At 46.0% G+C, this 25,105-nt stretch carries 30 protein-coding genes; 17 read left to right on the forward strand and 13 right to left on the reverse strand.

The genetic code is table 11. The features are described from left to right. The first annotated feature begins 73 nt into the window (after positions 1-73). Positions 74-571, forward strand: a complete 498-nt coding sequence (locus KNO85_RS13690; protein ID WP_214790951.1) for a hypothetical protein — start codon at positions 74-76, stop codon at positions 569-571. A 33-nt stretch (positions 572-604) separates the two neighbouring features. On the opposite strand, the gene KNO85_RS13695 is transcribed toward KNO85_RS13690, so the two are convergent. From KNO85_RS13695 to KNO85_RS13730, 8 genes are all read right to left on the reverse strand, one after another. Beyond that, a complete protein-coding gene (locus KNO85_RS13695) occupies positions 605-1,567 on the reverse strand; it encodes a quinone oxidoreductase family protein (RefSeq protein WP_214790953.1) in 963 nt (320 codons plus the stop codon). A 32-nt stretch (positions 1,568-1,599) separates the two neighbouring features. Continuing rightward, positions 1,600-2,223, reverse strand: a complete 624-nt coding sequence (locus tag KNO85_RS13700; RefSeq protein ID WP_214790955.1) for a hypothetical protein — start codon at positions 2,221-2,223, stop codon at positions 1,600-1,602. After that, the gene (locus KNO85_RS13705) at positions 2,220-2,546 is read right to left on the reverse strand and encodes a hypothetical protein (protein WP_214790957.1); all 327 of its coding nucleotides are present in this window, start codon (positions 2,544-2,546) and stop codon (positions 2,220-2,222) included. The genes KNO85_RS13700 and KNO85_RS13705 overlap by 4 nt, the downstream gene beginning before the upstream one ends. Positions 2,547-2,620: 74 nt before the next feature. Then, on the reverse strand, positions 2,621-3,949 hold the full coding sequence (locus tag KNO85_RS13710; protein ID WP_214696903.1) for a PTS sugar transporter subunit IIC: 1,329 nt from the start codon (positions 3,947-3,949) through the stop codon (positions 2,621-2,623). A 12-nt stretch (positions 3,950-3,961) separates the two neighbouring features. Beyond that, on the reverse strand, positions 3,962-5,368 hold the full coding sequence (locus KNO85_RS13715) for a GH1 family beta-glucosidase (RefSeq protein WP_214696901.1): 1,407 nt from the start codon (positions 5,366-5,368) through the stop codon (positions 3,962-3,964). Between the two features lie 15 nt (positions 5,369-5,383). Further along, positions 5,384-5,692: a PTS sugar transporter subunit IIB gene (locus KNO85_RS13720; protein ID WP_015880671.1), complete on the reverse strand. Its 309-nt coding sequence runs from the start codon at positions 5,690-5,692 to the stop codon at positions 5,384-5,386. Next, positions 5,689-6,036, reverse strand: a complete 348-nt coding sequence (locus KNO85_RS13725; RefSeq protein ID WP_214696899.1) for a PTS lactose/cellobiose transporter subunit IIA — start codon at positions 6,034-6,036, stop codon at positions 5,689-5,691. Before KNO85_RS13725 ends, KNO85_RS13720 begins: the two co-directional genes overlap by 4 nt. Before the next feature lie 154 nt (positions 6,037-6,190). Next, a complete protein-coding gene (locus KNO85_RS13730; protein ID WP_214790959.1) occupies positions 6,191-6,901 on the reverse strand; it encodes a GntR family transcriptional regulator in 711 nt (236 codons plus the stop codon). A gap of 205 nt (positions 6,902-7,106) precedes the next feature. Here KNO85_RS13730 and KNO85_RS13735 point away from each other — a divergent pair, with 205 nt between their 5' ends. The 7 genes from KNO85_RS13735 to KNO85_RS13765 are packed head-to-tail and all read left to right on the forward strand — an operon-like array spanning position 7,107 to position 10,606. Further along, positions 7,107-7,550, forward strand: coding sequence for a hypothetical protein (locus KNO85_RS13735; RefSeq protein WP_214790961.1), 444 nt, complete (start codon positions 7,107-7,109; stop codon positions 7,548-7,550). After that, positions 7,550-7,978 carry a hypothetical protein gene (locus KNO85_RS13740; protein ID WP_214790963.1) on the forward strand — a complete coding sequence of 143 codons (429 nt, stop codon included), beginning with the start codon at positions 7,550-7,552 and terminating at the stop codon, positions 7,976-7,978. The genes KNO85_RS13735 and KNO85_RS13740 overlap by 1 nt, the downstream gene beginning before the upstream one ends. After that, positions 7,979-8,428 (forward strand): hypothetical protein, encoded by a 450-nt coding sequence (locus tag KNO85_RS13745; protein ID WP_214790965.1) that lies wholly within the window; start codon positions 7,979-7,981, stop codon positions 8,426-8,428. It abuts the gene before it with no gap. Then, positions 8,412-8,882, forward strand: a complete 471-nt coding sequence (locus KNO85_RS13750) for a hypothetical protein (protein WP_214790967.1) — start codon at positions 8,412-8,414, stop codon at positions 8,880-8,882. The genes KNO85_RS13745 and KNO85_RS13750 overlap by 17 nt, the downstream gene beginning before the upstream one ends. After that, the gene (locus KNO85_RS13755; RefSeq protein WP_214790969.1) at positions 8,861-9,379 is read left to right on the forward strand and encodes a hypothetical protein; all 519 of its coding nucleotides are present in this window, start codon (positions 8,861-8,863) and stop codon (positions 9,377-9,379) included. The genes KNO85_RS13750 and KNO85_RS13755 overlap by 22 nt, the downstream gene beginning before the upstream one ends. Further along, the gene (locus tag KNO85_RS13760; RefSeq protein WP_214790971.1) at positions 9,366-9,836 is read left to right on the forward strand and encodes a hypothetical protein; all 471 of its coding nucleotides are present in this window, start codon (positions 9,366-9,368) and stop codon (positions 9,834-9,836) included. The genes KNO85_RS13755 and KNO85_RS13760 overlap by 14 nt, the downstream gene beginning before the upstream one ends. A 26-nt stretch (positions 9,837-9,862) precedes the next feature. After that, entirely contained in the window at positions 9,863-10,606 is a 744-nt protein-coding gene (locus KNO85_RS13765; RefSeq protein WP_260569954.1) for an endonuclease/exonuclease/phosphatase family protein, read from the forward strand. A gap of 31 nt (positions 10,607-10,637) precedes the next feature. On the opposite strand, the gene KNO85_RS13770 is transcribed toward KNO85_RS13765, so the two are convergent. Continuing rightward, the gene (locus tag KNO85_RS13770) at positions 10,638-10,973 is read right to left on the reverse strand and encodes a hypothetical protein (protein WP_214790981.1); all 336 of its coding nucleotides are present in this window, start codon (positions 10,971-10,973) and stop codon (positions 10,638-10,640) included. A 413-nt stretch (positions 10,974-11,386) separates the two neighbouring features. Here KNO85_RS13770 and glmS point away from each other — a divergent pair, with 413 nt between their 5' ends. The 8 genes from glmS to KNO85_RS13810 all read left to right on the forward strand — a co-directional run bounded on the left by glmS (position 11,387) and on the right by KNO85_RS13810 (position 20,349). Next, the gene (gene glmS / locus KNO85_RS13775; RefSeq protein ID WP_214790983.1) at positions 11,387-13,183 is read left to right on the forward strand and encodes a glutamine--fructose-6-phosphate transaminase (isomerizing); all 1,797 of its coding nucleotides are present in this window, start codon (positions 11,387-11,389) and stop codon (positions 13,181-13,183) included. A 143-nt stretch (positions 13,184-13,326) separates the two neighbouring features. Further along, the gene (locus KNO85_RS13780; protein ID WP_214790985.1) at positions 13,327-13,596 is read left to right on the forward strand and encodes a PTS sugar transporter subunit IIB; all 270 of its coding nucleotides are present in this window, start codon (positions 13,327-13,329) and stop codon (positions 13,594-13,596) included. Further along, complete coding sequence (locus tag KNO85_RS13785; RefSeq protein ID WP_214790987.1) at positions 13,586-15,616, forward strand: BglG family transcription antiterminator; 2,031 nt, start codon at positions 13,586-13,588, stop codon at positions 15,614-15,616. The genes KNO85_RS13780 and KNO85_RS13785 overlap by 11 nt, the downstream gene beginning before the upstream one ends. 166 nt (positions 15,617-15,782) lie before the next feature. Further along, positions 15,783-17,204, forward strand: coding sequence for a PTS mannitol transporter subunit IIBC (locus tag KNO85_RS13790; protein ID WP_214790989.1), 1,422 nt, complete (start codon positions 15,783-15,785; stop codon positions 17,202-17,204). 47 nt (positions 17,205-17,251) lie between these two features. After that, positions 17,252-17,683 (forward strand): PTS mannitol transporter subunit IIA, encoded by a 432-nt coding sequence (locus tag KNO85_RS13795; protein ID WP_214790991.1) that lies wholly within the window; start codon positions 17,252-17,254, stop codon positions 17,681-17,683. Beyond that, positions 17,684-18,832 carry a mannitol-1-phosphate 5-dehydrogenase gene (locus KNO85_RS13800; protein ID WP_214790993.1) on the forward strand — a complete coding sequence of 383 codons (1,149 nt, stop codon included), beginning with the start codon at positions 17,684-17,686 and terminating at the stop codon, positions 18,830-18,832. Positions 18,833-18,978: 146 nt separating this feature from the next. Next, positions 18,979-19,812 (forward strand): CPBP family intramembrane glutamic endopeptidase, encoded by an 834-nt coding sequence (locus KNO85_RS13805; RefSeq protein ID WP_214790995.1) that lies wholly within the window; start codon positions 18,979-18,981, stop codon positions 19,810-19,812. Positions 19,813-19,836: 24 nt separating this feature from the next. Beyond that, positions 19,837-20,349 (forward strand): GNAT family N-acetyltransferase, encoded by a 513-nt coding sequence (locus KNO85_RS13810; protein WP_214790997.1) that lies wholly within the window; start codon positions 19,837-19,839, stop codon positions 20,347-20,349. Between the two features lie 34 nt (positions 20,350-20,383). Here the strand turns inward: KNO85_RS13810 and KNO85_RS13815 are convergent, their stop codons facing one another. From KNO85_RS13815 to KNO85_RS13825, 3 genes are all read right to left on the reverse strand, one after another. Then, complete coding sequence (locus KNO85_RS13815) at positions 20,384-21,877, reverse strand: N-acetylmuramoyl-L-alanine amidase family protein (RefSeq protein ID WP_251130716.1); 1,494 nt, start codon at positions 21,875-21,877, stop codon at positions 20,384-20,386. Between the two features lie 219 nt (positions 21,878-22,096). Next, on the reverse strand, positions 22,097-22,348 hold the full coding sequence (locus KNO85_RS13820) for a hypothetical protein (protein ID WP_214790998.1): 252 nt from the start codon (positions 22,346-22,348) through the stop codon (positions 22,097-22,099). Positions 22,349-22,423: 75 nt separating this feature from the next. After that, positions 22,424-23,095 (reverse strand): hypothetical protein, encoded by a 672-nt coding sequence (locus tag KNO85_RS13825; RefSeq protein WP_214791000.1) that lies wholly within the window; start codon positions 23,093-23,095, stop codon positions 22,424-22,426. A gap of 257 nt (positions 23,096-23,352) precedes the next feature. Between KNO85_RS13825 and KNO85_RS13830 the strand changes: the two genes are divergently transcribed. Continuing rightward, a complete protein-coding gene (locus tag KNO85_RS13830) occupies positions 23,353-24,618 on the forward strand; it encodes a tetratricopeptide repeat protein (protein WP_214791002.1) in 1,266 nt (421 codons plus the stop codon). Positions 24,619-24,663: 45 nt separating this feature from the next. Here KNO85_RS13830 and KNO85_RS13835 read toward each other — a convergent pair whose 3' ends face one another. Then, entirely contained in the window at positions 24,664-24,981 is a 318-nt protein-coding gene (locus KNO85_RS13835; protein ID WP_214791004.1) for a hypothetical protein, read from the reverse strand. Positions 24,982-25,105 lie beyond the last annotated feature (124 nt).

Below are 25,105 nucleotides of genomic sequence, written 5' to 3' on the forward strand. Positions count from 1 at the left end.
GGATGGATTTTTTGTGTGCAACGCATACAAGGGGGGAATGCATGAAGTAGAGAGGGAAGGAGGGGAGATGGCATTGGATTATAGAACGGAAAAGGAGCGGGAGGAGGATAAAACGTCCTCTCTCATTATGATTTGGTTAATGTGCTGGTTCATCTACGGACTGCTCTATGGATTGGTTTATTTAAACGTTCTCTTTATCGTATTTGTCCTCTTCTCTTCTTTTTTAGGGGTGAAGGGACTGATTGAACGTGATAAACGAATTACACGCGAACGGGAAATACGAAAATTAAATGTCGAGATGGATTCGGAGGAAGGGGAAATGTTGATGAAACGTGAATTTTCGACATACGAAGTAACAGGTTATGATGACCAAGGGAAAATCAAGTTCGTTCATTTGAGAGAAGGCGAATTCGTGTTGCCCGTCGAGATCAATGGGGATGACTTACGAAAAATCAAAAAGATGATGGAGCTCAATCCGGGTGTGACCGTGATTGTACATGCGGCGATCGACCAAAGGCGGATGCGATTACTGGAGGTCGACGGATACTCGCTCCGAAAAGACGATATGTAAAACGCCAGCACCTCATAAAGGGCTGGCGTTTGTTTACGGAATCAAGAGAATCTTCCCTTGGCTCTTCCGACTTTCTAAAAAGGCGTGGGCCGATGACCCGTCTGATAAGGCGAACGTCGTTGGCGATGGAACGATGAGTGAACCGTCGTCGATCCAACTGAACAATTCGTGTGACCGACGAATTCGTTCTTCCATTGACGTGAGCACATTCCATAGGTCCCCACCCGTCAATGTCTTCGAGGTGTCCATGAGCATACGCGGATCGACCGGTTTTGGGTCGCCACCGGCCATGCCGTAGAAGACAACCGTCCCACCGATGCGAGTTGCTTCGAAACTGTCTTCTAATGTCGAGCCGACCGAGTCATAGACGACATCGGCACCACGACCGTCTGTCACGGTACGAATATGTTGAACCCATGCTTCGTCATAGCGATAGGCACGGGCACCATGCGTTTGGATGGTCGCCACTTTTTCATCTGTCGACGTGAGACCGATGACCTGCCCACCGAGGCGTTGAATCATTTGCGTCAACAACTGACCGACACCGCCAGCGGCTGCGTGAACAACCGCAACGTCATCAGGTTGAATCCGATAGCTATCGTGAACGAGATAATGAGCCGTCAATCCTTGAAGCATGACCGATGCGGCCGTTTCAAATGAAATGGTGTCTGGGAGGGGAATCGCCTTGTCGAGTGGGACAGCGACGAATTCTGCGTTGGCATGCGGGACATCCGCAAAGGCGATTCGATCTCCGACTTGTAGCGACGTGACGTTCGCTCCGACCGCCTCGATGACGCCGGCCCCTTCATACCCGAGAATGTATGGAGGTTCTCCGACAAGATGATAATTCCCTTTTCGACGATATACATCGGCATAGTTCAGTCCGATTGCTTTCGTGCGGACCAATACTTCATCGACTTGTGGCATCGGTGTCGGGACTTCTTCATAGGTTAAGACTTCAGGACCGCCAAACTGATGGAAGACGAGTGCCTTCATACTGATCACTTCCTTCGTTAGATTCACTCAAACTATAGCATATGGCTCACGATTCGCTTATGATGACGCACAAAAGTCACCGACCATGAAGCGGTTCGGTGACTTCGGTGGATTGACTGATTTTTTTTAACGCGCTTCAACACATCCCGCCTCGGTAAGTCCGGGTAATCACTCTGTATGCGTTCGACGCAGGAAACGATTGTTTCCGTACGTAACAGGTGAACAATCTGTTGATCGATTGAATCGAGTTCGGGAGGTATATCTTCTTTCGAATCCTCCCAATTTAGCCAAAACGATGTACCGAATAAGTGCACGAATAGAATCGCCATCACGGTGAACGTAGATAAATCGATGGACGGAAAGAAGGAGAGCACGGCGTATATACTGATACCGCTCACGATTCCGTGAAGGATTGTATCGAGTAGACGCGGTACATCCACGTGAAGAAATGAACGGAAGGCTCCCGTTAGACCATCGACAAAGAAGCTCAAGGTGGTCGAGAGCAGATAGAAACAACCGAGCATGGCGAGAGTCGATAGAATCGGGAACGATGTGTCTTCAAGTAAATAAATGAGAATCAAATCGACGGCAAGTAGTGGGGTGAGGGCGAGCGCTAAAATCAACGCGCCCCAACCGAGCCCGGTCAAACCCTTCATGTGACGTTTGCCCGATATCGTCCGAGCGCGATGAATGCAGCAATCAGACAGACCATATGTAATGCAATCCCGATGAGCATAGCGTATGGCACGACGGATTGGAAACCAAGGCCGAATGCGAGGGAAGCACTCGATAAGATCATAAAGCTTGCTGTATAATTTCGTACGGTTGTTTTCTGCTTCTTCGCATGTACCACAGAGTATCCCGCAATGAGTAAAAAGACGGGAGACAACATGATTGGGTAGACCGATTGAAAGAGCAATCCGATTACTCCGGACATACCAGCGATGGCAGCAAATATAGAAGGGTAGTATGCTTTCAAATTTCCAACTCCTTAACTCTTTTCCCTAAATATAACAGCCCTTCTCATTGCTGAGAAGGGCTGTCGTTTTTGTTTCAGGCTGATGCTTTGTCTGCTTCTTCTTGTGCTTTCAATTCTTCACCATACGAGACGCGGTCTTGAATGCGAACGAATGGAAGATACACCGCAACGGCCATAGCGATCGTTGCAATTTGTAAGAGGGCAGCACGCCATCCACCGATCAAGAATCCAGAGATGACTGGAGGTGTCGTCCATGGTACTTGAAGCGCGTTGAACGGCTCGACCCAACCCCAAAGGATGGCAAAGTAAACCATGAATGAAGCGATAGCTGGCACGACAACGAATGGAACGAACATGATCGGGTTGAAGACGATTGGCATCCCGAAGATGACCGGCTCATTGATGTTGAAGATACTTGGTGCAAGTGATAACTTTCCAAGCTGCTTCAAGTGTGCCGAACGTGCGACAATCAGTGTCGCGATAATGAAGCCGATTGTAATCCCTGATCCACCAAGTTTCGTGAACACATCGAGGAATTGAATCGTAACGATTTTTGCGTTCTCGCCAGCGACGAGCGTACCACCAGCATCGATGATCGCTTGGTTTTGAAGCGCGTTCGCTGTGAGAAGTGGTCCCATGATTCCCATGAGGATTGCGGCACCGTGAATTCCACACCACCACATGACAGACATGAGCACCATGATAATGACGGCTCCTGCAAGTGTGTCCGTCAAGTTTTGAAGTGGTGCTTGAAGAACATCATAGATGACTTCTGTGAACGTGCGCTCTGCAACTGCTTGGAAAATTGCGAACGTCGCAACGGCGAGTGAGATGATTGCCAAACCAGGAACAAGTGCAGAGAATGAGTTCGAGACGCCTGGTGGAACACCGTCTGGCATTTTAATGCTGATTCCACGTTTGATGAACTGCGAGTAGATAAATCCGACTGTCAATCCAACGATGATGGCAGCGAGGACACCTTGTCCACCTGTCCATACTTTTGGAATGACGCCACCAACGAATTCCCCAGATTCAGACAAGACAGAAGCTTGTGTGATGATGAGGAACGAGATGATTCCAAGGATACCAGCTGGTACGCCTTCGATCTTTTCGTTCTTGACGTATGAGTAAGCGATTCCAAAAACACCGATTAAAGCAAGGATGTCAAACGTCGCACCGACGACTTGCGTGAGCGGGAGTGACCAGTCTGCTCCGAATAGACCTGACATGAAGTCAGCCCAACCTGGAATCGGTAACGCCAGGATGAGAAGGAACAACGATCCGATGATCGTCATTGGCATCGTGAGGATGAACCCGTCCTTAATCGCAAGGACGGGCTTGGCGTTCGCAAAACGAACAAAAGCAGGGGTGAACTTTTCAAATACTCTTTCTAAGCGGCTCATAGGGGAACCTCCTTATAGGTCTTCAGCGCGCGTGGCGATGATCTCTTTATACCAGTGGAACGACTGTTTCTTCTTCCGTGCGAGACCATTGTTGTGGTCGACGTAGATGAAGCCGTATTGTTTCTTATAACCATTTAACCAGCTAAGTAGGTCGATTGCAGACCAAGCATAGTAACCGGCAACGTTGATGCCTTGTTGAACAGCGTGTTTTACTGCGCGAAGGTGACCTTCGATGTACTCAATCCGTGGCGTATCCATGATCTCGCCGTCGACGATCGGGTCGACATCACCGAGACCGTTCTCTGTGATATAGATTTTGACGTCGCCGTAACGATCTTTCAACATGTGCATGCCATCGAGGAACGCTTCCGGTGAGATTTCCCAATCCCATTTCGTGTACACTTTGTCGTCCATCTTGACCGTCTTGTAGACGCCATCGAACGATGGGTTACCAGGGCGACCTGTCGAGTTCTCACGTCCACCAGCCATGACAAGTGCCGAGTCATTTTTCATGACGCGCTGCGGGCTGTAGTAGTTGAGACCGATAAAGTCGTTCATAGGAGCGGTACGTTTCAAGACGTCGAGTTCTTCCTCCGTCATTTCAGGGAGAAGACCTTGTTCGTTTAAACCGTTCACGACGTACTCCGGATATTCACCTTTTAAGATCGGATCGTAGAACCAATGTGTCGCATAAGCGTTCGCGTGCATTTCAGCAAACTTGTTCTCTTCTGCGTCATCGATACTGAACGCTGGGTTGAACACGTGTGTGATCCCGATTTCGCCAGTGTGACCGTTTTGTTTGAAGAGCTCGACGGCACGGGCGTGAGCGACGAAGACGTTATGCGTCGTTTGGAAATAACCTTTGACGTCGCCTTCGATGCCTGGCGGGTGTGCGCCTGTTAAGTATCCAAGTGAGCAGAAGATGACCGCTTCGTTGAACGTGATCCAGTGGTTCACACGATCACCGAACGATTGGAAGCAAGTATCCGCGAAACGGACGAATGCGTCAACCGTCTCTTTGTTCTTCCAGCCGCCTTTTTCTTCAAGTGCTTGTGGAAGATCCCAGTGGTAGAGCGTGACGAATGGGACGATGTCATGTTTCAAACATTCGTCGATCAAGTTGTTATAGAACTCAAGTCCTTTTTCGTTCACTTCACCTGTACCGTTCGGGAAGACGCGTGGCCATGAGATCGAGAAGCGATACGATTCGAGTCCCATCTCTGCCATGAGCGCGATGTCTTCTTTATAACGATGGTAATGGTCGACTGCGACGTCGCCGTTTGTGTTTTCAAATGTCTTACCAGGAATTTTCGAGAAGACGTCCCAGTTCGAGAGACCTTTCCCGTCCTCGTTCCATGCGCCTTCGACCTGGTAAGAGGCCGAAGCAGCGCCGAACAAGAAATCTTTAGGCATTTTCAAAGTAGTCACCTCAGTTTATTTATTTACAAGTTTCAATGAGTGGTCTAATACTTTCGCACCGTTCATCATGCCGTAGTCGACTGTGTTGATGACGTCGATTGGAACACCTTTTGGTTCACAGATTTGCTTTCCTTTTGAAAGTAGGTACTTCACTTGTGGTCCGAGAAGTGCAACGTCGATGTTGTCAACGTAAGTTTCCATCTCTGATTCTGGGTAAGCTGCGATTTCAGCTTCGATGCCACGTTCAGAGGCAACCGCTTTCATTTTTTCTACTAACATACTTGTTGACATACCTGCCGCACAGAAGAGTCCGATTTTAATCATTTTTGATCCATTCCTTTCAATTCGTTGATTTCGTTTTGCATGTTCATCATATATCCAAGCATTTCTTTGACGAGAATCGTGTTCATCAAGTGATCTTGCGCGTGCACCATGAGGACACCGACCGTTGCCGATTTACCTTGTGCTTCGAGCGTCACGAATTTCGTTTGAATCGCATGTGCTTCTTTTAATGTCGCGTCACCAGCAACGACTGCTGCCTCTGCTTCTTCTTTTTTTCCTTCTTGCATGAGGAGCATCGCTTGATGGTAGCTCGCTTTGGCGTCACCCGAGAGGGCGATGAGACCGAAAATATCTTCCGGTGAGATTTCAATTGTTTCCGAAACCATAATATCTCTCCTTTTTGTATGGATAACTGAAATTCATAGGTACAAATTATTTTCTACATGTTGATAGTAGCACGAAAGCGTTTTCGTGTAAACCCTTACTTTTTAGAAAATGGCATAAAAAAATGCGCGCGAGAAAAGCATCTCTCGGGCGCGTTTAGGACTTGATGTTCGAGACTTTGAGCATTTTGACATGTTTAAAATGATGAATGGAACGAGAGACGTCGAAGATTTGTCCGTTTGTTAAATAAACGGTGTTATCGACAATTAGAGCAGGGTCGTTCTCTTTCAGGTCGAGCAGGCTAGCTGAGTCTGCATCGAGGAAATCCGCATAAATGACACGGTCAGCAAATCCGATGGCAAGCTTTTGATCGTTTCGTAAATACGTATAAATCGACTTTTGAACGATGTTTTCGTCTAAGTAGATGACGAGCTCTTTTCGGAAGTACGAATCTTCCACCGAGAACGGATGGTCATCGACGAGACGTAGCCGTTTCACGAAATAGACGGGTGTACCAATTGGGCACTTCATCCGCTCCGCGACTTCATCGTTCGCGACCGTCTGTTCGAAATGTAAGACGCGCGTCTCGACTTTCCGACCACTGAAGTCACTCGTGAGACCTTGGAGTTTTTCAAGATTGATGTAATCGCTATTGTAATGGTCGCGGACGAAGACACCACTCCCTTGAACTTGATAGACATATCCTTTGTTGACGAGAATCTCGATCGCTTTTCGGACCGTGTTGCGGCTGACACCGTATTTATTGGCGTACTCATCCTCGGTCAATAATTTATTCGTATGTTGGTAGACATGATTGACAATGTCTGATTCAATCTGACTCGCAACTTGCTTGTACTTCGGAGACATACAGTTCTACACCTTTCACAAAAATTTGTAGGAATGAATTTGCTACCAGTATAGCAGATAACCTTTGTAAGCGGATACGTTTCATTTATTAATTGTTGAAAAAAGTCGAACGAATCATTGAGGGAATATTCGGAAAATGTGAAACAATGAAGGGTGAGATTACGTATATAAGAGAAATGCACGCTAGAGAAAGGATGTGTTTGATTTGACTGAGGCACATTGGTATACGGAAGAAACAGCATGGCGGAAGGCACACCTTAGGGTCGGTTATGCACTGCTGACGTTTATTGTGGTCGCCATTGTCCTATCGTTCTTTGGACGTTATGTCTGGTTGACCGTTCCATTTCTCTTGATTGGAATCGCCATGATTGGGTTAGACGTGAAGAAGTATCGGATGCGTCGTACGCATATGAATGATCGAAATGTAGTGCAATTACTGAAGTGGAACCTACTTTATGACTTGATCAGTTCAAGTGTGCTTGTCTCCCTGGTTTCAGCTCTTCTCATCTTTCAATATGACAGTTTGGCGTTAGCGATTGGACTGCTTGTATGGGGAGCGGTGAGCGATCAGGTGTCGCGCATGTTTCAAAAGAAACTCAAGGAACATGCCCCGCTATTACATCAATTGGATCAGGAACGGCAAAAATGATGAATGAACGCATGACACAAGAGCAGGCATGGAAACGTTTATTCGACCAATGGATTTTCGGCCTATTTGGAACATTTGTGGTACTGATGTTACCAATCAGCTTATTGACCGATGAGCTCACATGGGGCGTGCTGTATATCGCCTGTACACTCATTCCATTGAACATCTTATACGTGAAGCGTTATCAGATGCGTTTGGGGTTTCAACCAAAGTTGAAAGGGTTGTATCGTCGTCAGCTTGCTCGGGACGTGATTAATAGTGTTGCCTGTTTTCTCGCATTGAATGATCAACTATTGTTCACGTCTAACGTAGCGTACATTTATGTGACGGTGTTCATCGGTGGCGCGATACTATGGACGTTGAACGTGAACAAACAAACGAAACGACAAGACGAAGGGTATATGAAAATAGACAAGGAGGCGGTATAGATGGAGCAAGATGTAAAGTGGGTGCAACGGATGCGACGTTATGCCGTACCCGTCTTGATCTTGTATGTCACGGCCGTCATTGTCGCCCTCTTGTTAGAGAAAATGTGGTTGATTCCTATCATGGTGTCGGTCTCTGTACTCATCGTCGTGATGGGTTTTCAAGAGATGCGCATCATGTGGCGAATGACACAACATCCGAAAGCGCATCGAATCCTCATTATTCAATACGTATTCGAATGGGTGGACGCGATTTTGTTGACGACACTCATGGTGACCCTGCTGACGTCAGAAGAATTTGGTCTCGTGATTGGTCTCTTTTTTGGAATATGGGGAGTATTAAGTCCGTTCCGCCAGAAGTGGTTCACAAAGCAACTTAAACAAATCGATCCAGAATTACCGACGTATGAGGAAGTGATTGAAAGGAGGGTCTCGCATGAATCGTCCAATTGAACTCACAGTAGCGCATGCCAAACAATTTGATCGGTTTTTTGATTGGCCCGTACTCCTTATTTTTTTAATCTCGTTCATCGTGATGTTACGGACACAGGCGACGTGGGTCATCCCGGTCATGTCGGTCGTAGCCATGGGCGTGGCTTATAAAGGATACATGGAATATCGAGTCATCCGCCATTTTGCCGAACATCAAGCGGTCGTTCGCGTATTACGCTATCGACTCATTGACTGTTGGATTGGTGCCGTTTCTTTATTTGCACTGTTCATCCCGATGTATGTAAACGAAGATGCCTTCATCCTGATTGGCGGAATCGTCGCCCTTTGGGGATTGACGAAATCGTATCGAGAGAAAAAGTGGGAAGAGCGAATCCATGCACATCAGTCAAAGCTACCGACGTATGAAGAAGTGTTGGAAGGGAGAGATGACGTATGGAATTATCACCAAAAGTAAAATCGCAAATCGATACGATTTTAAAAGTAGACCGCTGGACCGGATGGGGTGTCGGAATCATCGGAATCGGGCTTGTTGTCAGTTTTTTGATTTACGCTTCGTATTGGACACTCTCAGATGGGGTCGTCACGGGAGCATTATATGCGGTGCTCGCTGTCGTGTTGATAGGTATTTTTGTTCGATACCAGATGTGGCTGCGTTTCGTGAAGAATCAAACGGCACGTAACCTCTTATCGTTCAAAATGATGGCACACACGCTCGCTTTGACAGGTGTCGGGATTTATGGACTCTTTTATTTCACGAGTGAAGCGACGGGCACACAATCGTTCCGTGTGTTTCTCCTTTCCCAGCTGACGTTTTTCGGGATTGAATACTTGGCGAAGCGGTTCGACCGCGTTATTCAGTCCTATGATGAGAACTATTTGACGGATAAAGATTTGAAAGAGATTCGTGAGGTCCGTGAATACGAGAAGGAGCAACGTCGTGAACAAACGTGATCAAATGAGAGAGCTCGCCAGGGTTGAGTCTGAGAAGAATGGGGTCTTCACTTTTCTGTCGTGGATGATTTGTATTTCACTGTTTGTTGTGACTGAAAAAGGATGGGTATCAGCAGAAACTGTTCTTTTGATTGGTCAATTTGCGGGCCTATTTGCGATTAAAAAATCTTGGAAGAAAGAAACGATTCAATTGAAATATTTAACGAATCGAGACGCCAAACGTCACATACACTTGATGTCGATTTTTAATTTTTTGACGTTCCCGATTTTGTTAATCCTCATGTTCGGATGGATCACGAAACAAATTGAGACACCTTACTTTATCGGGTTGATGGTCACTGGAGGTGTCATATCAGTCATCGGACATAAATGGTATGAGCGATATATGGTTCGTCTTGATGAGAACTATGTCACGGAACGAGAGTTAAAAGAAGAACAAAAATGGGGGAGCGCGTAACTCACTCTAGAAAGAAGGAACATGAAGTGAGAATCGCGACGTATAACATTTGGAATCATGAGACGCTTTGGCAAGAACGAATCGAAGCGATTTGCCAAGAAGTAAAACGAATCGACGCGGATGTGATTGCCCTGCAAGAAGTTCGCTCTGATGAACAGGACAGTGTGGCTCATGACATTGCTGAACAAACAGGATATCCGTTCTGCGTCTTTCATCCGTATCCCGATTCACCAGACGAAGGACTCGCTTTTTTGAGTAAAGTTCCCTTGTCTTCAGTTGAAGCAATTTGGGAAAAGGGTGTGGAAGAGTGTCACTTTTGTGCGACACGAGTGACGCTTACGTTCGGAGGTCAGGAATGGGGCATAACGAACGTGCATCTGAATTGGCGTTCCGTTTCGATTCGAGAACATCAAATGAGAGCGGTTCAAGACTGGTTAAGCAAAGGATGCCAGAAGTCGATCGAAGTGTTGTGTGGAGATTTCAATGATCACCCGCAATCCACTATCTATCATGACTTATCGGATGTAGGATGGCGGGACGTGACGACGTTTGTTGCGGAAGAGCCACTGCCGACGCTAGACGTAAAACAGAATCCGTACTTACAATCTTCTCATCTTACGCAGTCTGAACGATACGATTGGATTTTGATCCGTTCCGAGTGGAAAGATGTTGAGATCCAGGATGTCAACGTGTTCGGGGACATGCAAACGGGTACCGACATTGTACCGAGTGATCATTACGGAGTGGTCGTCGATGTCATCGTGAACTAAAAGGAGGATGTGCTGCGGCGCATCCTCCTAATTATTTGAACAACCGAGCGATGAACCCCGCACATGCCAAGAACGGTATGACGAAAAGGAGCCCGAGCCATTGATCTCGCCAGACGACAAACCAGAAAGCGGCTTGTAGACAGAGGATGGCAACTGCGGCAAAGATCACGAATAAAAATGCTTTCTTACGTGTGGAGCGGTCGTCCCACCAGTCTTTGAAGTAAGGAAAACTGCATAAGAATGCCATGGCCATGAAAAAAATCGCAGGAAACAACATGACGTCTCCTAACGTGCTATTCCCTTCAAATTCGAGCCACCTGGATAAGACGGATAACAGTATGCCGATCAATAGGAAGATGCCACCCATGTGTTTCCCCTCATTTCTTTACTCGTTACTTGTATCATGCCCGTTCTATCCCCACTCGAAAACCTGATGCACAGATGGCTTTTTAGTGAAAGTGGTGACTTTTACATGAACGGTAAAAAAGTATTGAACGACTATTTTTACGATTCCACTATCCAACACATCTTGTACTCGATAGCATGAAAGCGTATCTGGAGAAACGGCTGGATATGAGATAAAAGCGCCAGAACTCTGCGGAGTTGACGAGGACGAAGGTGATCGAGGAATTCGGCGGATGCCTTCCAGTCGCGTGTCACGACTGAGAGAGTCTCGATAAAACGCTCGGGCGACCGGACGGACAAAGCGAGACTTGATGACATCACTCTAAAAAGCCCGTTTCCTTTTTCGAGAAATCGAAGAATAGAGGAGATTTGTTTATGTGTGGAATCGTAGGGATGATCGGACAAGTTGGAACGAAAGAGATTTTATTGAAAGGACTTGAAAAGCTCGAGTACCGTGGTTATGACTCGGCAGGGATTGCCTTGGTCGGTGATGACGTTCGTATATTCAAAGAAGTTGGACGAATCCAAGCACTCCGTGACATCGTATCCGCCGACGCAGAAGGAACGATTGGAATCGGCCACACACGTTGGGCGACACACGGGGTACCGAGCGTACCGAACGCCCACCCGCACCAAAGTACGACAGGACGCTTCACGCTCGTCCACAATGGTGTAATTGAGAATGATGAACAGTTAAAAGCGACACTCGATGTCCCGTTCCTTTCAGAGACGGACACGGAAGTCATCGTACAGCTCATGGAGAAGCACTTCGTCGAGCTCGGTGATGTCGAGGCGGCGTTCCGCAAGACGCTCTCGGACCTCCACGGTTCATACGCGATCGCGATGATCGACTCAGAAGACAAAGAGCGCCTCTATATCGGGAAGAACAAGTCACCGCTTCTCGTCGGACTCGGGGACGGCACGTTCAACGTCGTCGCATCGGACGCGATGGCGATGCTCCAGGTGACGGACCAGTACCTCGAGCTCCACGACGGCGAGATCGTCATCCTCACACGTGAATCGGCAACGATCAAGACGCTCGACGGTGACGTGCTCGAACGTGAACCGTACACGGCCGAAATCGATGCGTCAGACATCGAGAAAGGCACGTACGCGCACTACATGTTGAAGGAGATGGACGAGCAACCGGCCGTCATCCGCAACATCATCCAGCACTACCAGAACGAGAACGGCGACATCGAACTCACAGAAGGCGTTCGCGAGCTCGTCTCGGAAGCGGACCGCGTCTATATCGTCGCATGTGGGACAAGCTATAACGCCGGACTCGTCGGAAAAGATATTTTGGAACGCATCGCTGGCATTCCAACAGAAGTGCACGTTTCATCTGAATTTGGCTACAACATGCCCCTCTTAAGTGAACGTCCATTGTTCGTTTTCTTGTCGCAATCCGGTGAGACAGCGGACAGCCGTGCCGTACTCGTCGAAGTGAAGAAGCGCGGATATAAGGCACTCACGATGACGAATGTCCCGGGATCGACACTCTCACGTGAAGCGAACGAGACGATGCTCCTCCATGCCGGACCGGAGATCGCGGTCGCCTCGACGAAAGCGTACACGGCACAGATCGCCGTCCTCGCGATTCTCGCATACGACATCGCACGTGCGACGGGGAAAGAGTTGCCGTTCGACCTCATGCCAGAACTCGCTCGTGTCGCGACGATCATGGATTCCATCATGGCGCAAAAAGAGTTGTTCGAAGACCTTGCGGAACGTTACTTGAAGACGACACCGAATACGTTCTTCATCGGGCGTGGGCTCGACGCGTCTGTTTGTCTTGAGGGAGCGCTCAAGGTGAAGGAAATCTCGTATATTCAAGCGGAAGGGTACCCGGGTGGGGAACTGAAGCACGGGTCGATCGCCTTGATTGAAGACGGAACACCGGTCATCGCGCTCATCTCACAACCGAAAACGAACTTGAATATTCGTGGAAACGTCAAAGAAGTCGTCGCTCGTGGGGCGAACGCTTGTATCATCTCCATGCAAGGTGTGGAACACGAGAACGATGATTTCATCTTGCCGCATGTCGAGCCACTCTTGGCACCGCTCATAAACGTATTGCCGGTTCAGTTGATGGCGTATTACGCGGCGCTTGCCCGTGGTTGTGACGTCGACAAGCCACGTAACTTGGCGAAATCGGTGACGGTGGAATAAATGAAGCATAGAAGAAGCACCTTTCATTACGAGAGGTGCTTTTTACTACTTGCCGATATCTTTGCCAACAAGCAAAATAGTAGGAGAAGTAAGCGGTTCCAACTTATGATTAGATAAAGATAAGCGACGAAAGAAGGGCTGACATGAACGTATACATTGCTTGCCACAGTGGTTTTGTGACGAGTGCGATGGCGGCAAAGTTATTTGCACAGGCAAGCGAGGGGCGTTTGTCTTGTACGATTACGCACGGAACGATTCAAAACATCCCAAACGAGGTGGATTTGATTCTCTATCAGGAAGGGGCGACCCCGGTCACCCATCCGACCGCAAGTGTTCGATCAGTCCGACAACTCCTGTCGCTCGAGGAATACCGACTACTTGTCGAAGAATGGATGGATGAGCATGAGACATGAGTGGACCGCGCGAGAACGGTCAATCTTACTACACTTATTGGCAACCGAGACATCGACACCGCTCGCCGAAATTGCGCAGGCGGTGAATTTGTCCGAACGCACGATTCAACGCGAACGACAATTACTTGAAGGCATCTTGAAAGAGTTCGAGCTCGAACTCGCCTGGCAACGGGGGCATGGACTTAGCCTTGTCGGCAAACCGTCGGCGAAACAACAGTTACGAGAAGACCTCATCTTATCTGCAGAAGCGATCCCGACGAGCGAGGACCGCTTATTTGAGCTGGCGTGGCGCCTCTTGTTCGAGAACGATACGCTCAAATTGCAGGCGGTCGCCAAACAGATGCACGTCTCGCCGAGCACGTTGACACAAGACTTAGAGAAATTGGATCGTTGGTTCAAAGAATATCATTTAGAAGTCGAGCGTAAAAAAGGTGTCGGGGCCAGAGTGCTCGGCTATGAGTCAGAGAAGCGTAAGCTATTGATTAACGCCCTCCTTGCCCACTGGGATACGCTTGCCTTTTATCGCTTCGTACGTGGCGAGGATGACTACATTCCAGCATTTTTAAAGACCGTTCCATGTGAAGAGATGCTCGAAGCTCTTCGAGACGGCTATGATTATTTGAAGTCACGCTCGTTTGAACGGATGGATGACCGCACCATCATGCGGGTCACGTTCGCCTATGGAGTGCAACAAGAGCGGCTGGCGTCCGGATTCTTTTTAGAGATGTATACAAAAGGTCGGTCTGAGGACTATTTGAAAGTCGCCACCGATATGGAACAGGCACTGGGGATCACTTACTCGATGGCGGAACGTGTCTGGTTCGCGGAGGAGGCGAATCGTCTCCGCTCGATTAAAGATCAAATGAAAGAAGATGAAGAAGAACGATGGATCATGCAGATTCGGGTGCATAAACTGATTCATCACGTCTCACTCATCTATGGATTCACCTTTACGGATGATGCGGCACTTGAACGAGGACTGCTCGCGCACATCCTATCGAGTATGAACACGCAGGCTTTACCGGAGACGAGTACGGTCAAACCCCATATCGACCGCGACTATCCGGGACTTCGTTCGGCGATTCAACAGGCCGCCGACATCGTCTTTGGGATGAATACGTTCACAGAGGAAGAGACCGTCTTTTGGGCGATGCACTTTGCGGCAGCACTCGTCAAACCGGTGCGCCGTCGTGAGTATCGGGCGCTTGTCGTCTGTTCGGCCGGCCTCGGCTCGTCGAAGATGCTCGTCAATCGGGTACGTCAAGAGTTCCCGGAGATGCAAGACGTCGTCAACTCGTCACTTTTCGGACTCGAACAACATCGACTTGAAGAATATGATGTGATTTTGTCGACCGTTCCGTTACCACCGCTCTCCGTGCCAACGTTGATTGTCAATCCGTTATTGACGAGTGAGGAAGTACAGCGTGTCCGTCATCTCTTATTGTCGTTACCGCAATCATTCCAGACGTTAACGCCGAAACCACGTTCGACGATGCTTGATTTTGCCGAGCTTGGTGAGCTCGTAGAGACGTTCGAGCGGATGGATGATCAGTTTGACTTGGTCACACTTAACAATACAGACCGCTTAGAGGATATTTTGGTTGATATCGGGACACATCTCGAGGAACGGGAACTCGTACAAAGCGGGATTCAATTATCCGCACAATTGCTCCGTCGTCACGAGGTCGCAGGTCTTGGGGTGCCGGGTACGAAACTCGCACTGTTTCACGGACGACACACTTCAATCGAGAAGGCGAGTGTATTTGCATTCGATTTAACGACGTCGATCCCGCTCCTCATGATGGATCAATCGACGGAACCGGTGACACGACTGCTCGTGCTCTTGGCACCAGAAGAAGCGCGCGATGTCGAACTTCAATTTTTAAGCGCGATTAGTGGGTCGCTCATTGAGAGTGAGGAACACATGCGTCTATACAGCACAGGGACGAAAGAGGACCTTCGTTTGTTGTTGCATGAATGCATGAAGAAAATGATTCATGAGACGTTGTATGAAAAATGACCGACCATGGTCATTTTTTTGTTTGGCACAAAATGTTGCCAAAGTGTGAACTGGATTGAATTGAGAAAGCGCTTACTCCAGGCATACAATACAGGTGTAGAGCACAAACCGGTTAGCTACACTACACATTCAACCTTTCACATTTAAACGACTGGAGGTTTTATACATGGCGAATACGCAAGCGAGCTCGGGCGGGGTCCGAGTCAAAGTACAACGGTTCGGTAGTTTCCTCAGTGGGATGGTCATGCCGAACATCGGTGCCTTCATTGCCTGGGGGATTATCACAGCACTCTTTATTCCAACAGGATGGTGGCCAAACGAAAACTTGGCAGAACTCGTAGGTCCAACGATCACATATCTCTTACCATTACTCATCGGTTTCACGGGTGGTAAATTACTTCACGACGTACGAGGCGGGGTCGTCGGGGCGCTCGCCACGATGGGGGTCATCGTCGGGACAGACATTCCGATGTTCCTTGGAGCGATGATTATGGGTCCACTCGGTGGGTATATCATCCGCCAAGTCGATCGTGCCCTTGAAGGCAAAGTCAAAGCAGGATTCGAAATGCTTGTCAACAACTTCTCGGTCGGGATCATCGGTGGTCTTCTCATGCTTGGTGGATTCGAAATCTTCGGTCCAATTATGAGCGCCCTCGATAAAGTGATGGCGGCAGGCGTTGACTGGATCGTCGGAGCGAAATTGCTTCCGGTCGCGAGCCTTTTCATCGAACCGGCAAAAGTTCTCTTCTTGAACAACGCCATCAACCACGGGATCTTGAGCCCGCTCGGTGTCGATCAAGTCGCAGACGCTGGAAAGTCCGTTCTCTTCTTACTTGAAGCAAACCCAGGACCAGGTCTTGGATTACTTCTCGCATATATGTTCTTCGCTAAAGGTGCAGCAAAACGTACAGCACCAGGTGCGGCCATCATTCACTTCCTCGGTGGGATTCATGAGATTTACTTCCCGTACGTGTTGATGAAGCCAATCTTGATTTTGGCGATGATCGCAGGGGGCGCAACAGGGATCTTCACGTTCGTTCTCTTTGATGTCGGTCTTGTCGCACCGGCTTCACCAGGTAGTATCTTCGCGATTCTCGCGATGGCGTCACGTGGTTCATACCTCGGACTCGTGGCAGGGATTCTCTTGTCAGCAGCGGTCACATTCGCTGTGGCGAGCGTCATCTTGAAATCAAGCGCAGCAGAGGAAGTGTCACTCGAAGAAGCGACACAAAACGTGAGCGCGATGAAAGGCAAACAGTCTTATGCATCTGCTCTTGTGACAGATCGTCTTGATAAAGTGGACCACATCATCTTCGCATGTGATGCAGGTATGGGTTCAAGTGCGATGGGGGCATCGGTTCTCCGGAACAAGGTCAACAAAGCGAACTTGCCAATCAAAGTGACGAACACATCAATCAGCAATTTACCGAAAGATGCACAGTTTGTCATCACCCATGAGGACTTAACCGAGCGTGCAGAAGCGCAAGCACCGAATGCAATCCATCGTTCAGTGACGAACTTCTTGAACGCCGATTACTATGATCAATTGGTAGAAGAAATTAAAGCCGAACGCAGTAAAATTTCTTGAAAACAGAACAGATAGAGATACGGTTTAGCCATTAGGAGGAAATTAAAATGCCATTCATTCAAACAGAGATGATTCGACTTAACCAAACATTCGCAACGACAGAGGAAGCGATCACAGCGGCCGGAACAGTCCTACAGGACGCCGGTTGTGTGACGCCAGAGTATGTAGAAGCGATGCATGAACGTCAAGCGATCGCAAACGTCTATATCGGTAATCACGTCGCCATTCCACACGGTACAGAAGCAGCGAAGTCAGCGGTTCAAAAGACGGGAATCTCGTTCCTACAAGTACCGGACGGTGTCGACTTTGGTGGACAGACGGCAAAACTCGTCATCGGGATTGCAGGCGTGAATGATGAACATTTAGAGCTCCTTTCGCAAATCGCGATCCTCTGCTCGGATGAAGAAAACGTGGAGCGCCTTGTTCAGGCGAAGACGAAAGAAGAAATCTTGGCGCTCTTCATGGAAGAGGTGGCATAAATGAAAGCTGTTCATTTTGGGGCAGGAAACATTGGGCGCGGGTTCATCGGATTGTTGCTCAATCAAAGTGGTTATGAAGTGACGTTCGTCGACATTAACGACACGGTCATCGAAGCACTCGAATCAAAACGTCATTATGAGGTCGGATTCGCAGAGGATGGGGTCGATCGGATCATTGTCGACCGGGTACGTGGGGTGAACAGTTTGAAAGAACCGGCGCGTGTCGCTGCTTTGATTGCAGAAGCAGACCTCGTCACGACAGCTGTCGGCCCCTCACTTCTTTCAAAAGTAGCGCCATTGATCAGTGAAGGGCTCCGGGCGCGTGAAGTCGAGGACGCACCGGTCTATGTCATCGCATGTGAGAACATGATTGGTGGGAGTGCCATTCTTCGTCAAGAAGTAGAGGCATGTGGTGGTGTCGGGGAGGCGAACGTCTTCTTCCCGAACGCGGCGGTCGACCGGATCGTGCCACTCCAACAACATGAAGACCCGCTTTACGTAGAAGTCGAGACGTTCCATGAATGGGTCATCGAGACACAAGGACTGAACGCGCAACCACCGATTCAAGGTGTGACATGGGTCGAAGAGATCGGACCGTACATCGAGCGGAAGCTCTTCACAGTCAATACAGGACATGCCATCGCCTCTTATATCGGTTCGTTGTTCGGAAAGGCGACGATTGACGAGGCGCTGAAGGATCGCCGCGTACGTCAAGTCGTTCAAGGCGCCTTGTATGAGACGGGTTGGTTATTGCTCGAGAAATATGGTTTCGAGGCGAAAGAGCACAGCCAATACATCCAAAAAATCATCAAGCGTTTTGAAAATCCGAAATTAAAGGATGAAGTGTCACGTGTGGCGCGTTCGCCGATTCGCAAGCTCGGACCGAGCGATCGTCTCGTCAAACCAGCGCGTGAGTTGATGGATAACGGAATCGAGCCGAACGAACTCGCCTACGGGATCGCGGCTGCCCTCCATTACCATAACCCGGAGGATTCGGAATCGTCAGAACTAAATTTGTCGATTGAGGAACATGGTATCTCGACAACGATTGAAAAATATTTGCAGCTCCATGAGGGAGACACATTGACGCAATTGATTCTCGACCAATATCATTTGATTCTAGAAGAAGAAAAAGAGCGAGTTTCTTAAGAGAATGAGATATAGTGATGAGCACATATGTGAAAGCATATGTGTTCTTTTTTATTGAGGCCTTATTGAACAAATTGAGAAGAATGAGTGGGTTGGGTATTTCATGATGAAATAACGGGTACTTATCAACAGGAAGGAGACTCGTTATGTACAAAACTTCAGAAATCATTCGATTTATCACAATCACGTTCGGATATTCTTGGATTGTCTGGGCGAGCCTATATTGGTGGACCGATTTACCGATTGTGGCAATCGTCATCATAGGAGCATTCGGACCAAGCATTTCTGGCTTTCTGACGATGTATCGACTTCGCGGTCGTGCGGGTGTGAGACACTTGTTTCGAAAGAGTCTTCAGTTCAGGATAAACTGGAAGTACTATGCGATTCCGTTCTTATTGGTTCCATTCTTATTTCTTATCGCTTATTGGTGGACAGATCGTAGCGATGCATTAATCGTTCGAGAACCTTGGTGGATTGTGCCTTATTTTCTTTATATGTTATTTCTCGGCGGAACCCTCCAAGAGGAGTATGGATGGCGCGGATACTTGCTGGATGCGCTGCAATCGAGACTGTCTCCACTATGGGCGAGTATCGTGCTTGGTGCGATTTGGACGAGCTGGCACATCCCGCTATTCTTTATGGTTGGAACAGGGCAGGCGAACTTTCCATTTTGGGCATATGGGTTGACCGTGATCTCATATAGCGTTCTCATCAGCTGGTTATACAATGTTACCTCTCGTAATCTGTGGTCAGCCCTTCTCATGCATACCATGTTTAACGTGATGCTCGTCATGACTGGGTTACACGCAGAGACTGGATATCCAATTGGTTTTATTCATCTAACGATTACGGTATTGACGGCAGCCATCATCATCATCTGGAAAACGTATGGGAAGTTGAATTATGAACCGCTCGAAGAATTCATTCCTTCGTACCCGAGTGTTACGCACAGGATTCGTGAGGGTAAAGAATCACAATAAAAAAGAGAAAAGGAAGTGGACGTCTTGAACTTTCGCACACTCGAGCAATCCGACGTGAAATCTTTGCAGCGCTTATTTATGGAGAGTTTGAGTGATTTGATTCGGCGAGAGCGTTTTGAAGACGCTGACCTGCTCGATGAGGAAGTGGCACGCCTGAACACGACGATTCAGGATCATTTTGAAGACGACCATGTTCAACTGTACGTGGTTGAACAAGAAGGAGTTCTGGTTGGAGCGGGGGCATTGCTGCCTCCGAACGATATCATATCGGGACATTTGGAAATCAAGCGAGATGCCATTGAACTAGGGAGTGTCTATGTCCTTCCTCGTATGCAACGCAAAGGAGTCGGGCAGTTTTTATTAGAAGAGATGAAACGAGAAATCCTCGCGCGAGAGCACCACGTCTTTTATTTGGATGCGGGATTTCCTAGCGCTCAGGCCTATTGGCAAAAACAATTGGGTGAACCGTCATTAATCCTCGAGCATTATTGGGGACAGGGAGCGTCTCATATGATCTGGGAAGTGAATATAAAATAAGGAACTTAGCGATGAGTGCTAAGTTCCTTATTTTTTAGTAATACGAACGCATGAATTGATGGATACCGGTCGCTGTCGCTTCAGCCATGAGTTGGCGATAAGACGTGCTCGTTAAATAAGAGCGGTCGCTAGAGTTGCTGATAAAGCCATATTCAACAAGCGTCGAAGGGGCAACGTTCTTCCCGACAACGTAAACGTTTTGATATTTCACACCGCGATTTTGAATTGTTGTGATTTTTGATCCGAGTTCTTTGTTGATTGTAGCCCCAAGAGTACGACTAGCTGAGACATATGGGTTTGTTGTATAACTTTCTGTTGTCGGCACGAGCACCTCATGTCCATTCGCAGAACTATACACAGATGAGTTTGCATGGAGACTTACAAAGACATCTGCTTTGTAGGACTTGCTTAAAGAGACACGTTCTGACAATGAAAGATACGTATCCGTCGAACGAGTCAACTTGACATTATAGTTATACGTGCTCGTAAGTGTATTGGCGAGACGTTTGGCAATGTCTAATGCAATCACTTTTTCATACAACGAGCCGTAGACAGCACCTGGATCATTTCCGCCATGACCGGCATCAATGACAACCGTTTTCGTCGATGTAGACGTTGTCGAGACTTTTACATATTCCGAGGACACGTAGCCAGTGACACCTTTGTAAGTGACTTTATACCAAGACCCATACGTTCCGAGATAGTCGATCGTACTACCGGATGGGATGGTTAATAGAATCGTGCTTGATGTCGAAGTACTTTGACGTAAGTTGAGGTTGGCTGTTGTCGAGTAAATACGCTCCACCTCTGGCGTACTCGTTGGCGCAAGATATTGAGAAGATACATAACCGGTCATTCCATTATAAGAAACTTTAAACCACGAGCCATATGTACCGATATAGTTGACGACTTCTCCACTTGGAATAGTCGTCAAGATGGAACCAGACGTCGATGCACTTGTTCTTAGATTTAAGTTCACAGTTGTTTTGTATGTGATAGTAGTTTCTGGAGTTTGTGTAGAGGTTTCAGTCACCTTGACGTAGTCAGAGGAGACGTAACCGATTGTGCCATTATAAGAAACTTTAAACCATGAACCGTATGTACTGAGATAAATGATTTCTTTTCCATTTGGAATCGTTGTTAAAATGCTACTCGAAGTCGAGGCACTTTTCCGTAAATTCAAATTCGCTGTAGTCGTATAGGTTTTGACAGATGTCGGTTTATAAGTTTTTAGGTATTGAGAAGAGACATAACCGACCGTTCCATTGTAAGAAACCTTATACCACGAACCAGATGTTCCGAGATACGTAACCGATTTTCCTGAAGGGATAGTCAATAAAATAGTGCTTGACGTTGAAGCACTTTTTCTAAGATTTAAATTTACCGTAGTTGTATAGTATGTAGCTGCTGCATCTACTGTACTGACTTTGAACGAATTCGATTCAAAATCGAGCGGTGTCACTGCGATTGCCGAGATCATAAGGGTAGAACTGACTAATAATTTGGCATTCCAAGAAGATTTCAACATATTCAAATAAATAACTCCTTTTATAAGTGTATGGTAGATTCATTTATAAAATCATATGATGTCATTATTATATAAGTAATAATGAAAAAAATGGGCATTAATATTTAATTTATTTATCTTTTTTTGAAATAAAGAGGGCTTTTGATAACAAAAAAAGGCGCACGAGGCGTCTTTTTAATAGGTTTTATTCGTAACTACCTTTATATCTTTTTAAACTGATTACCCAATACGTGGCATTTCGTCTGCAAATAGGATGACTGGTGCATCGACTTTACCGATACGCGGCATTTCATCTGCGAATGATTTGATTGGTTCTTCAACTTTACCAATGCGCGGCATTTCATCCGCATATGATTTAACTGGTTGTTCGACTTTACCGATGCGTGGCATTTCATCAGCTAAAGGTTTGACCGTACTGCCTAAAAGTAAAACAGCCGTTGCTAAGAATAATACTCCTGTAATTTTTTTCATTTGAATAACCTCCATTTGATTAATTATTTATTTGATGAAGCTGTAATTCCTAGAGTGTTTGAAGGTGCATGTGAATTACTTTTTTGTAGATTCAAGTAAGCGACATAGAGCTTCTGATTGTGCAAAGATACGATTTTCTAAATCACCACTGTATGAATCAGGTGAGTCCGGTGAAAAAAGTTTAATTTTTTCAGATCCATTCTCATAAGCCGTTGCTAGAATTGGAACGTGTAGTTGTTGGCTCAATAAAGTACTGCAGAGTGAATGAGGAATATCATCAGACTCGGATTTATATTGAGGTTTCCAACAGACGTTCGTCTCAGGAAGAATATATAAAATATGTCCTTCTTGAATAAGTTTTTCACATTGGCTTGTTACAAAATCAGTATCTTGTTCCACGTTAATATACTCGTAGCCATTATACTGTGTTTCGTAAATGGTTTTTGTACTTCTTTTTAGAATAGAAAGAGATAGCTCCGGTCCTAAAATATACAGCTTTTTGAAGGAGTGACTCTTTTTTAAAGATTTAGCGATTAGTCGAGGCAAGGATTGATAGTAATCAATTTGAAAAGCGTTTACAATAAAACCTCTAGGAGCATTCAACAGCTGGGCCAAATTTTCTAAACCTGAAAAGTACTTTTTGTCTTCTGAGGTAAATATATCATTTATAGTTGATGATTGCTTAGATTTGAAGTAAATTTTGGGTTTAATGTAATCTTCAGCTAGTAAAAAGCTTAATTTTCCCATTTGTGATTTCACCCCTTGTTTGTATGGTAAGTATCATTGGACTAGTAAAAAACTACTAATTAATCCAGGTGTTTGTTTTAACTAGTTCAATATTATCACGCTTTCTATTAATGAAGGAGATGAACAGGTTGGGAAAATCATCGACAAAAAGTACTGTTATTTATATCTTTTTCTAATCAGTTTCTTCAATACGTGACAAAAAGCCTATCATTAAAGAAACTTTAAATACTTTAGTACTAAGGGAGTTACTAATTGATATGGAACACAATTATGGAAACGTTATTAAAGTAGAGCGCATGAGGAAGAATATGAAGCAATCAGTTCTCGCTAGAGGTATATGCTCTATTTCTTATTTAAGTAAAATTGAAAATAACCAAACTTCTCCAAGTGAAACCGTATTAGAATTGATTTTTGAGAGATTAGAACTAGACATCCCTCTATATTACGATTTTAGTGAGAAAGTACATGAGATAAAATTTGAAATCAGAGAAATTTTAAAAGAAGCAATTCTGTCTCGAAAAGATGAAAACTATATACAACGAATAGAAGGATATAAAACTAATCCGGTAGTATTGCAGTCTAAAGAATTGTATATGACATTGATGGTTACATTGGCACGTTTTGGTATGATGCCGAAAGGTAATACAAATTATTTAATTGAAGTAGGCTGGATCGCGGATCAACTAGACTTTGATAACAGATTGCGCTATGACATTTTACATTGTCTATATATGTTTCAATATCAAACCGCGGATCGAGAGACAACAATAGACTTATTAGAAAAAGTGGGTCAGAGATTAAAGAATACTAATATGCCCGATTGGGAGCTTGCAGATATGCACTATATAATTGGTGCTTTACATCATCGATTTACTGATTATTTACAAGCTATTGAAAATGTAAGAGCTTCACTAGGTTATTTTCAGGACAATTTTTGTTTAGAAAGAATCATTGAGTCACATATGATTATTGGTCTATCTTTTAAGCGTCGTAAACGTTACACCACAGCTTTGGAACATTATGAAAAAGCTGCAAAAGTCGCCGAGACCGCAAAATTAAATAATTATTTTGGGATGCTATATAACAACATAGGAGACATTCATTTTCTCATTGGTGACCAAGAAAAAGCTCAAAAATACTTTCTTGATGGCTTTAATTTAAAAGAGGACACAAAGAGTAAATTATTTAGTGTCATGTCTCTACTTGAAGTAAATGTAGCCCAACAAAATATTGAAGGTATTATGAAGTGGTTAGAAACGGGATATGAGTTGAAAGGGAACGAAGAAGATTTGGTAGAATTTCGTTATCATTTTGATATTTACTTGAATAAGTACAAATTTGAAGACCATAGTGCTTTTATTGAAAGCTTAAAAAGAGCAGTGGATTACTTTGAGGCGTATGATGAATACTATACGCACAAATACGCGTTGTGGTTATCAAGAGAGTTAAGAAATACAGGTAAATATAAACTAGCCACTGAATACTATGAAAAAACAATTTCGATGATGTCGCGCTGGGAGTAAATAAAAGACCTCGAAATCAGGATGCAGCCTGATCTCGAGGTCTTTTTATGGCGTTGTAAAATAATGCACTGTCCATACTTGTTCTTGAACAAGGCGCTCATCTTTTAAATGACCGTTAAGGACTTGCTGCAATAAATGAATGAAATGCTTTTGCAGATTTCCGTCATGCGAACCACTATGCAAAATCTGCTCCTCGCTCGCAATGATATAAAATCCACCAAGCCGCAACGGAATATGTTTTCGAACTATCGCGGCAGCCGTTTGGAACTTCGCCTGCTCCCCTATGTGAGGCACATCGATTTCAAAACGCCCCCATTGTTTAAAGTCTCCAATTTCTGAAAAAGGTGGGTCACGATGATCCAATGGCAATACCTCCGATCTTAGCAATCTCTTTATATTCAGTATATCTTGTTTTCACTCTAAAACGTGCGAAAAAAATGAATAGGGTATGGCTTTCCGAATGACATCAATCATTATTCTTGGTTTT

This window comes from Exiguobacterium sp. s124, assembly GCF_018617485.1.
Lineage (GTDB): Bacteria > Bacillota > Bacilli > Exiguobacteriales > Exiguobacteriaceae > Exiguobacterium > Exiguobacterium aestuarii.

Coding starts and splice junctions, on each gene's coding strand:
- KNO85_RS13695 (WP_214790953.1), bottom strand. CDS start 1,567: ATGAAGGCACTCGTCTTCCATCAGTTTGGCGGTCCTGAAGTCTTAACC.
- KNO85_RS13700 (WP_214790955.1), bottom strand. CDS start 2,223: ATGAAGGGTTTGACCGGGCTCGGTTGGGGCGCGTTGATTTTAGCGCTC.
- KNO85_RS13710 (WP_214696903.1), bottom strand. CDS start 3,949: ATGAGCCGCTTAGAAAGAGTATTTGAAAAGTTCACCCCTGCTTTTGTT.
- KNO85_RS13720 (WP_015880671.1), bottom strand. CDS start 5,692: ATGATTAAAATCGGACTCTTCTGTGCGGCAGGTATGTCAACAAGTATG.
- KNO85_RS13725 (WP_214696899.1), bottom strand. CDS start 6,036: ATGGTTTCGGAAACAATTGAAATCTCACCGGAAGATATTTTCGGTCTC.
- KNO85_RS13730 (WP_214790959.1), bottom strand. CDS start 6,901: ATGTCTCCGAAGTACAAGCAAGTTGCGAGTCAGATTGAATCAGACATT.
- KNO85_RS13740 (WP_214790963.1), top strand. CDS start 7,550: ATGAATGAACGCATGACACAAGAGCAGGCATGGAAACGTTTATTCGAC.
- KNO85_RS13745 (WP_214790965.1), top strand. CDS start 7,979: ATGGAGCAAGATGTAAAGTGGGTGCAACGGATGCGACGTTATGCCGTA.
- KNO85_RS13750 (WP_214790967.1), top strand. CDS start 8,412: ATGAATCGTCCAATTGAACTCACAGTAGCGCATGCCAAACAATTTGAT.
- KNO85_RS13755 (WP_214790969.1), top strand. CDS start 8,861: ATGGAATTATCACCAAAAGTAAAATCGCAAATCGATACGATTTTAAAA.
- KNO85_RS13770 (WP_214790981.1), bottom strand. CDS start 10,973: ATGGGTGGCATCTTCCTATTGATCGGCATACTGTTATCCGTCTTATCC.
- glmS (WP_214790983.1), top strand. CDS start 11,387: ATGTGTGGAATCGTAGGGATGATCGGACAAGTTGGAACGAAAGAGATT.
- KNO85_RS13780 (WP_214790985.1), top strand. CDS start 13,327: ATGAACGTATACATTGCTTGCCACAGTGGTTTTGTGACGAGTGCGATG.
- KNO85_RS13785 (WP_214790987.1), top strand. CDS start 13,586: ATGAGACATGAGTGGACCGCGCGAGAACGGTCAATCTTACTACACTTA.
- KNO85_RS13790 (WP_214790989.1), top strand. CDS start 15,783: ATGGCGAATACGCAAGCGAGCTCGGGCGGGGTCCGAGTCAAAGTACAA.
- KNO85_RS13795 (WP_214790991.1), top strand. CDS start 17,252: ATGCCATTCATTCAAACAGAGATGATTCGACTTAACCAAACATTCGCA.
- KNO85_RS13800 (WP_214790993.1), top strand. CDS start 17,684: ATGAAAGCTGTTCATTTTGGGGCAGGAAACATTGGGCGCGGGTTCATC.
- KNO85_RS13805 (WP_214790995.1), top strand. CDS start 18,979: ATGTACAAAACTTCAGAAATCATTCGATTTATCACAATCACGTTCGGA.
- KNO85_RS13815 (WP_251130716.1), bottom strand. CDS start 21,877: ATGTTGAAATCTTCTTGGAATGCCAAATTATTAGTCAGTTCTACCCTT.
- KNO85_RS13820 (WP_214790998.1), bottom strand. CDS start 22,348: ATGAAAAAAATTACAGGAGTATTATTCTTAGCAACGGCTGTTTTACTT.
- KNO85_RS13825 (WP_214791000.1), bottom strand. CDS start 23,095: ATGGGAAAATTAAGCTTTTTACTAGCTGAAGATTACATTAAACCCAAA.
- KNO85_RS13830 (WP_214791002.1), top strand. CDS start 23,353: ATGGAACACAATTATGGAAACGTTATTAAAGTAGAGCGCATGAGGAAG.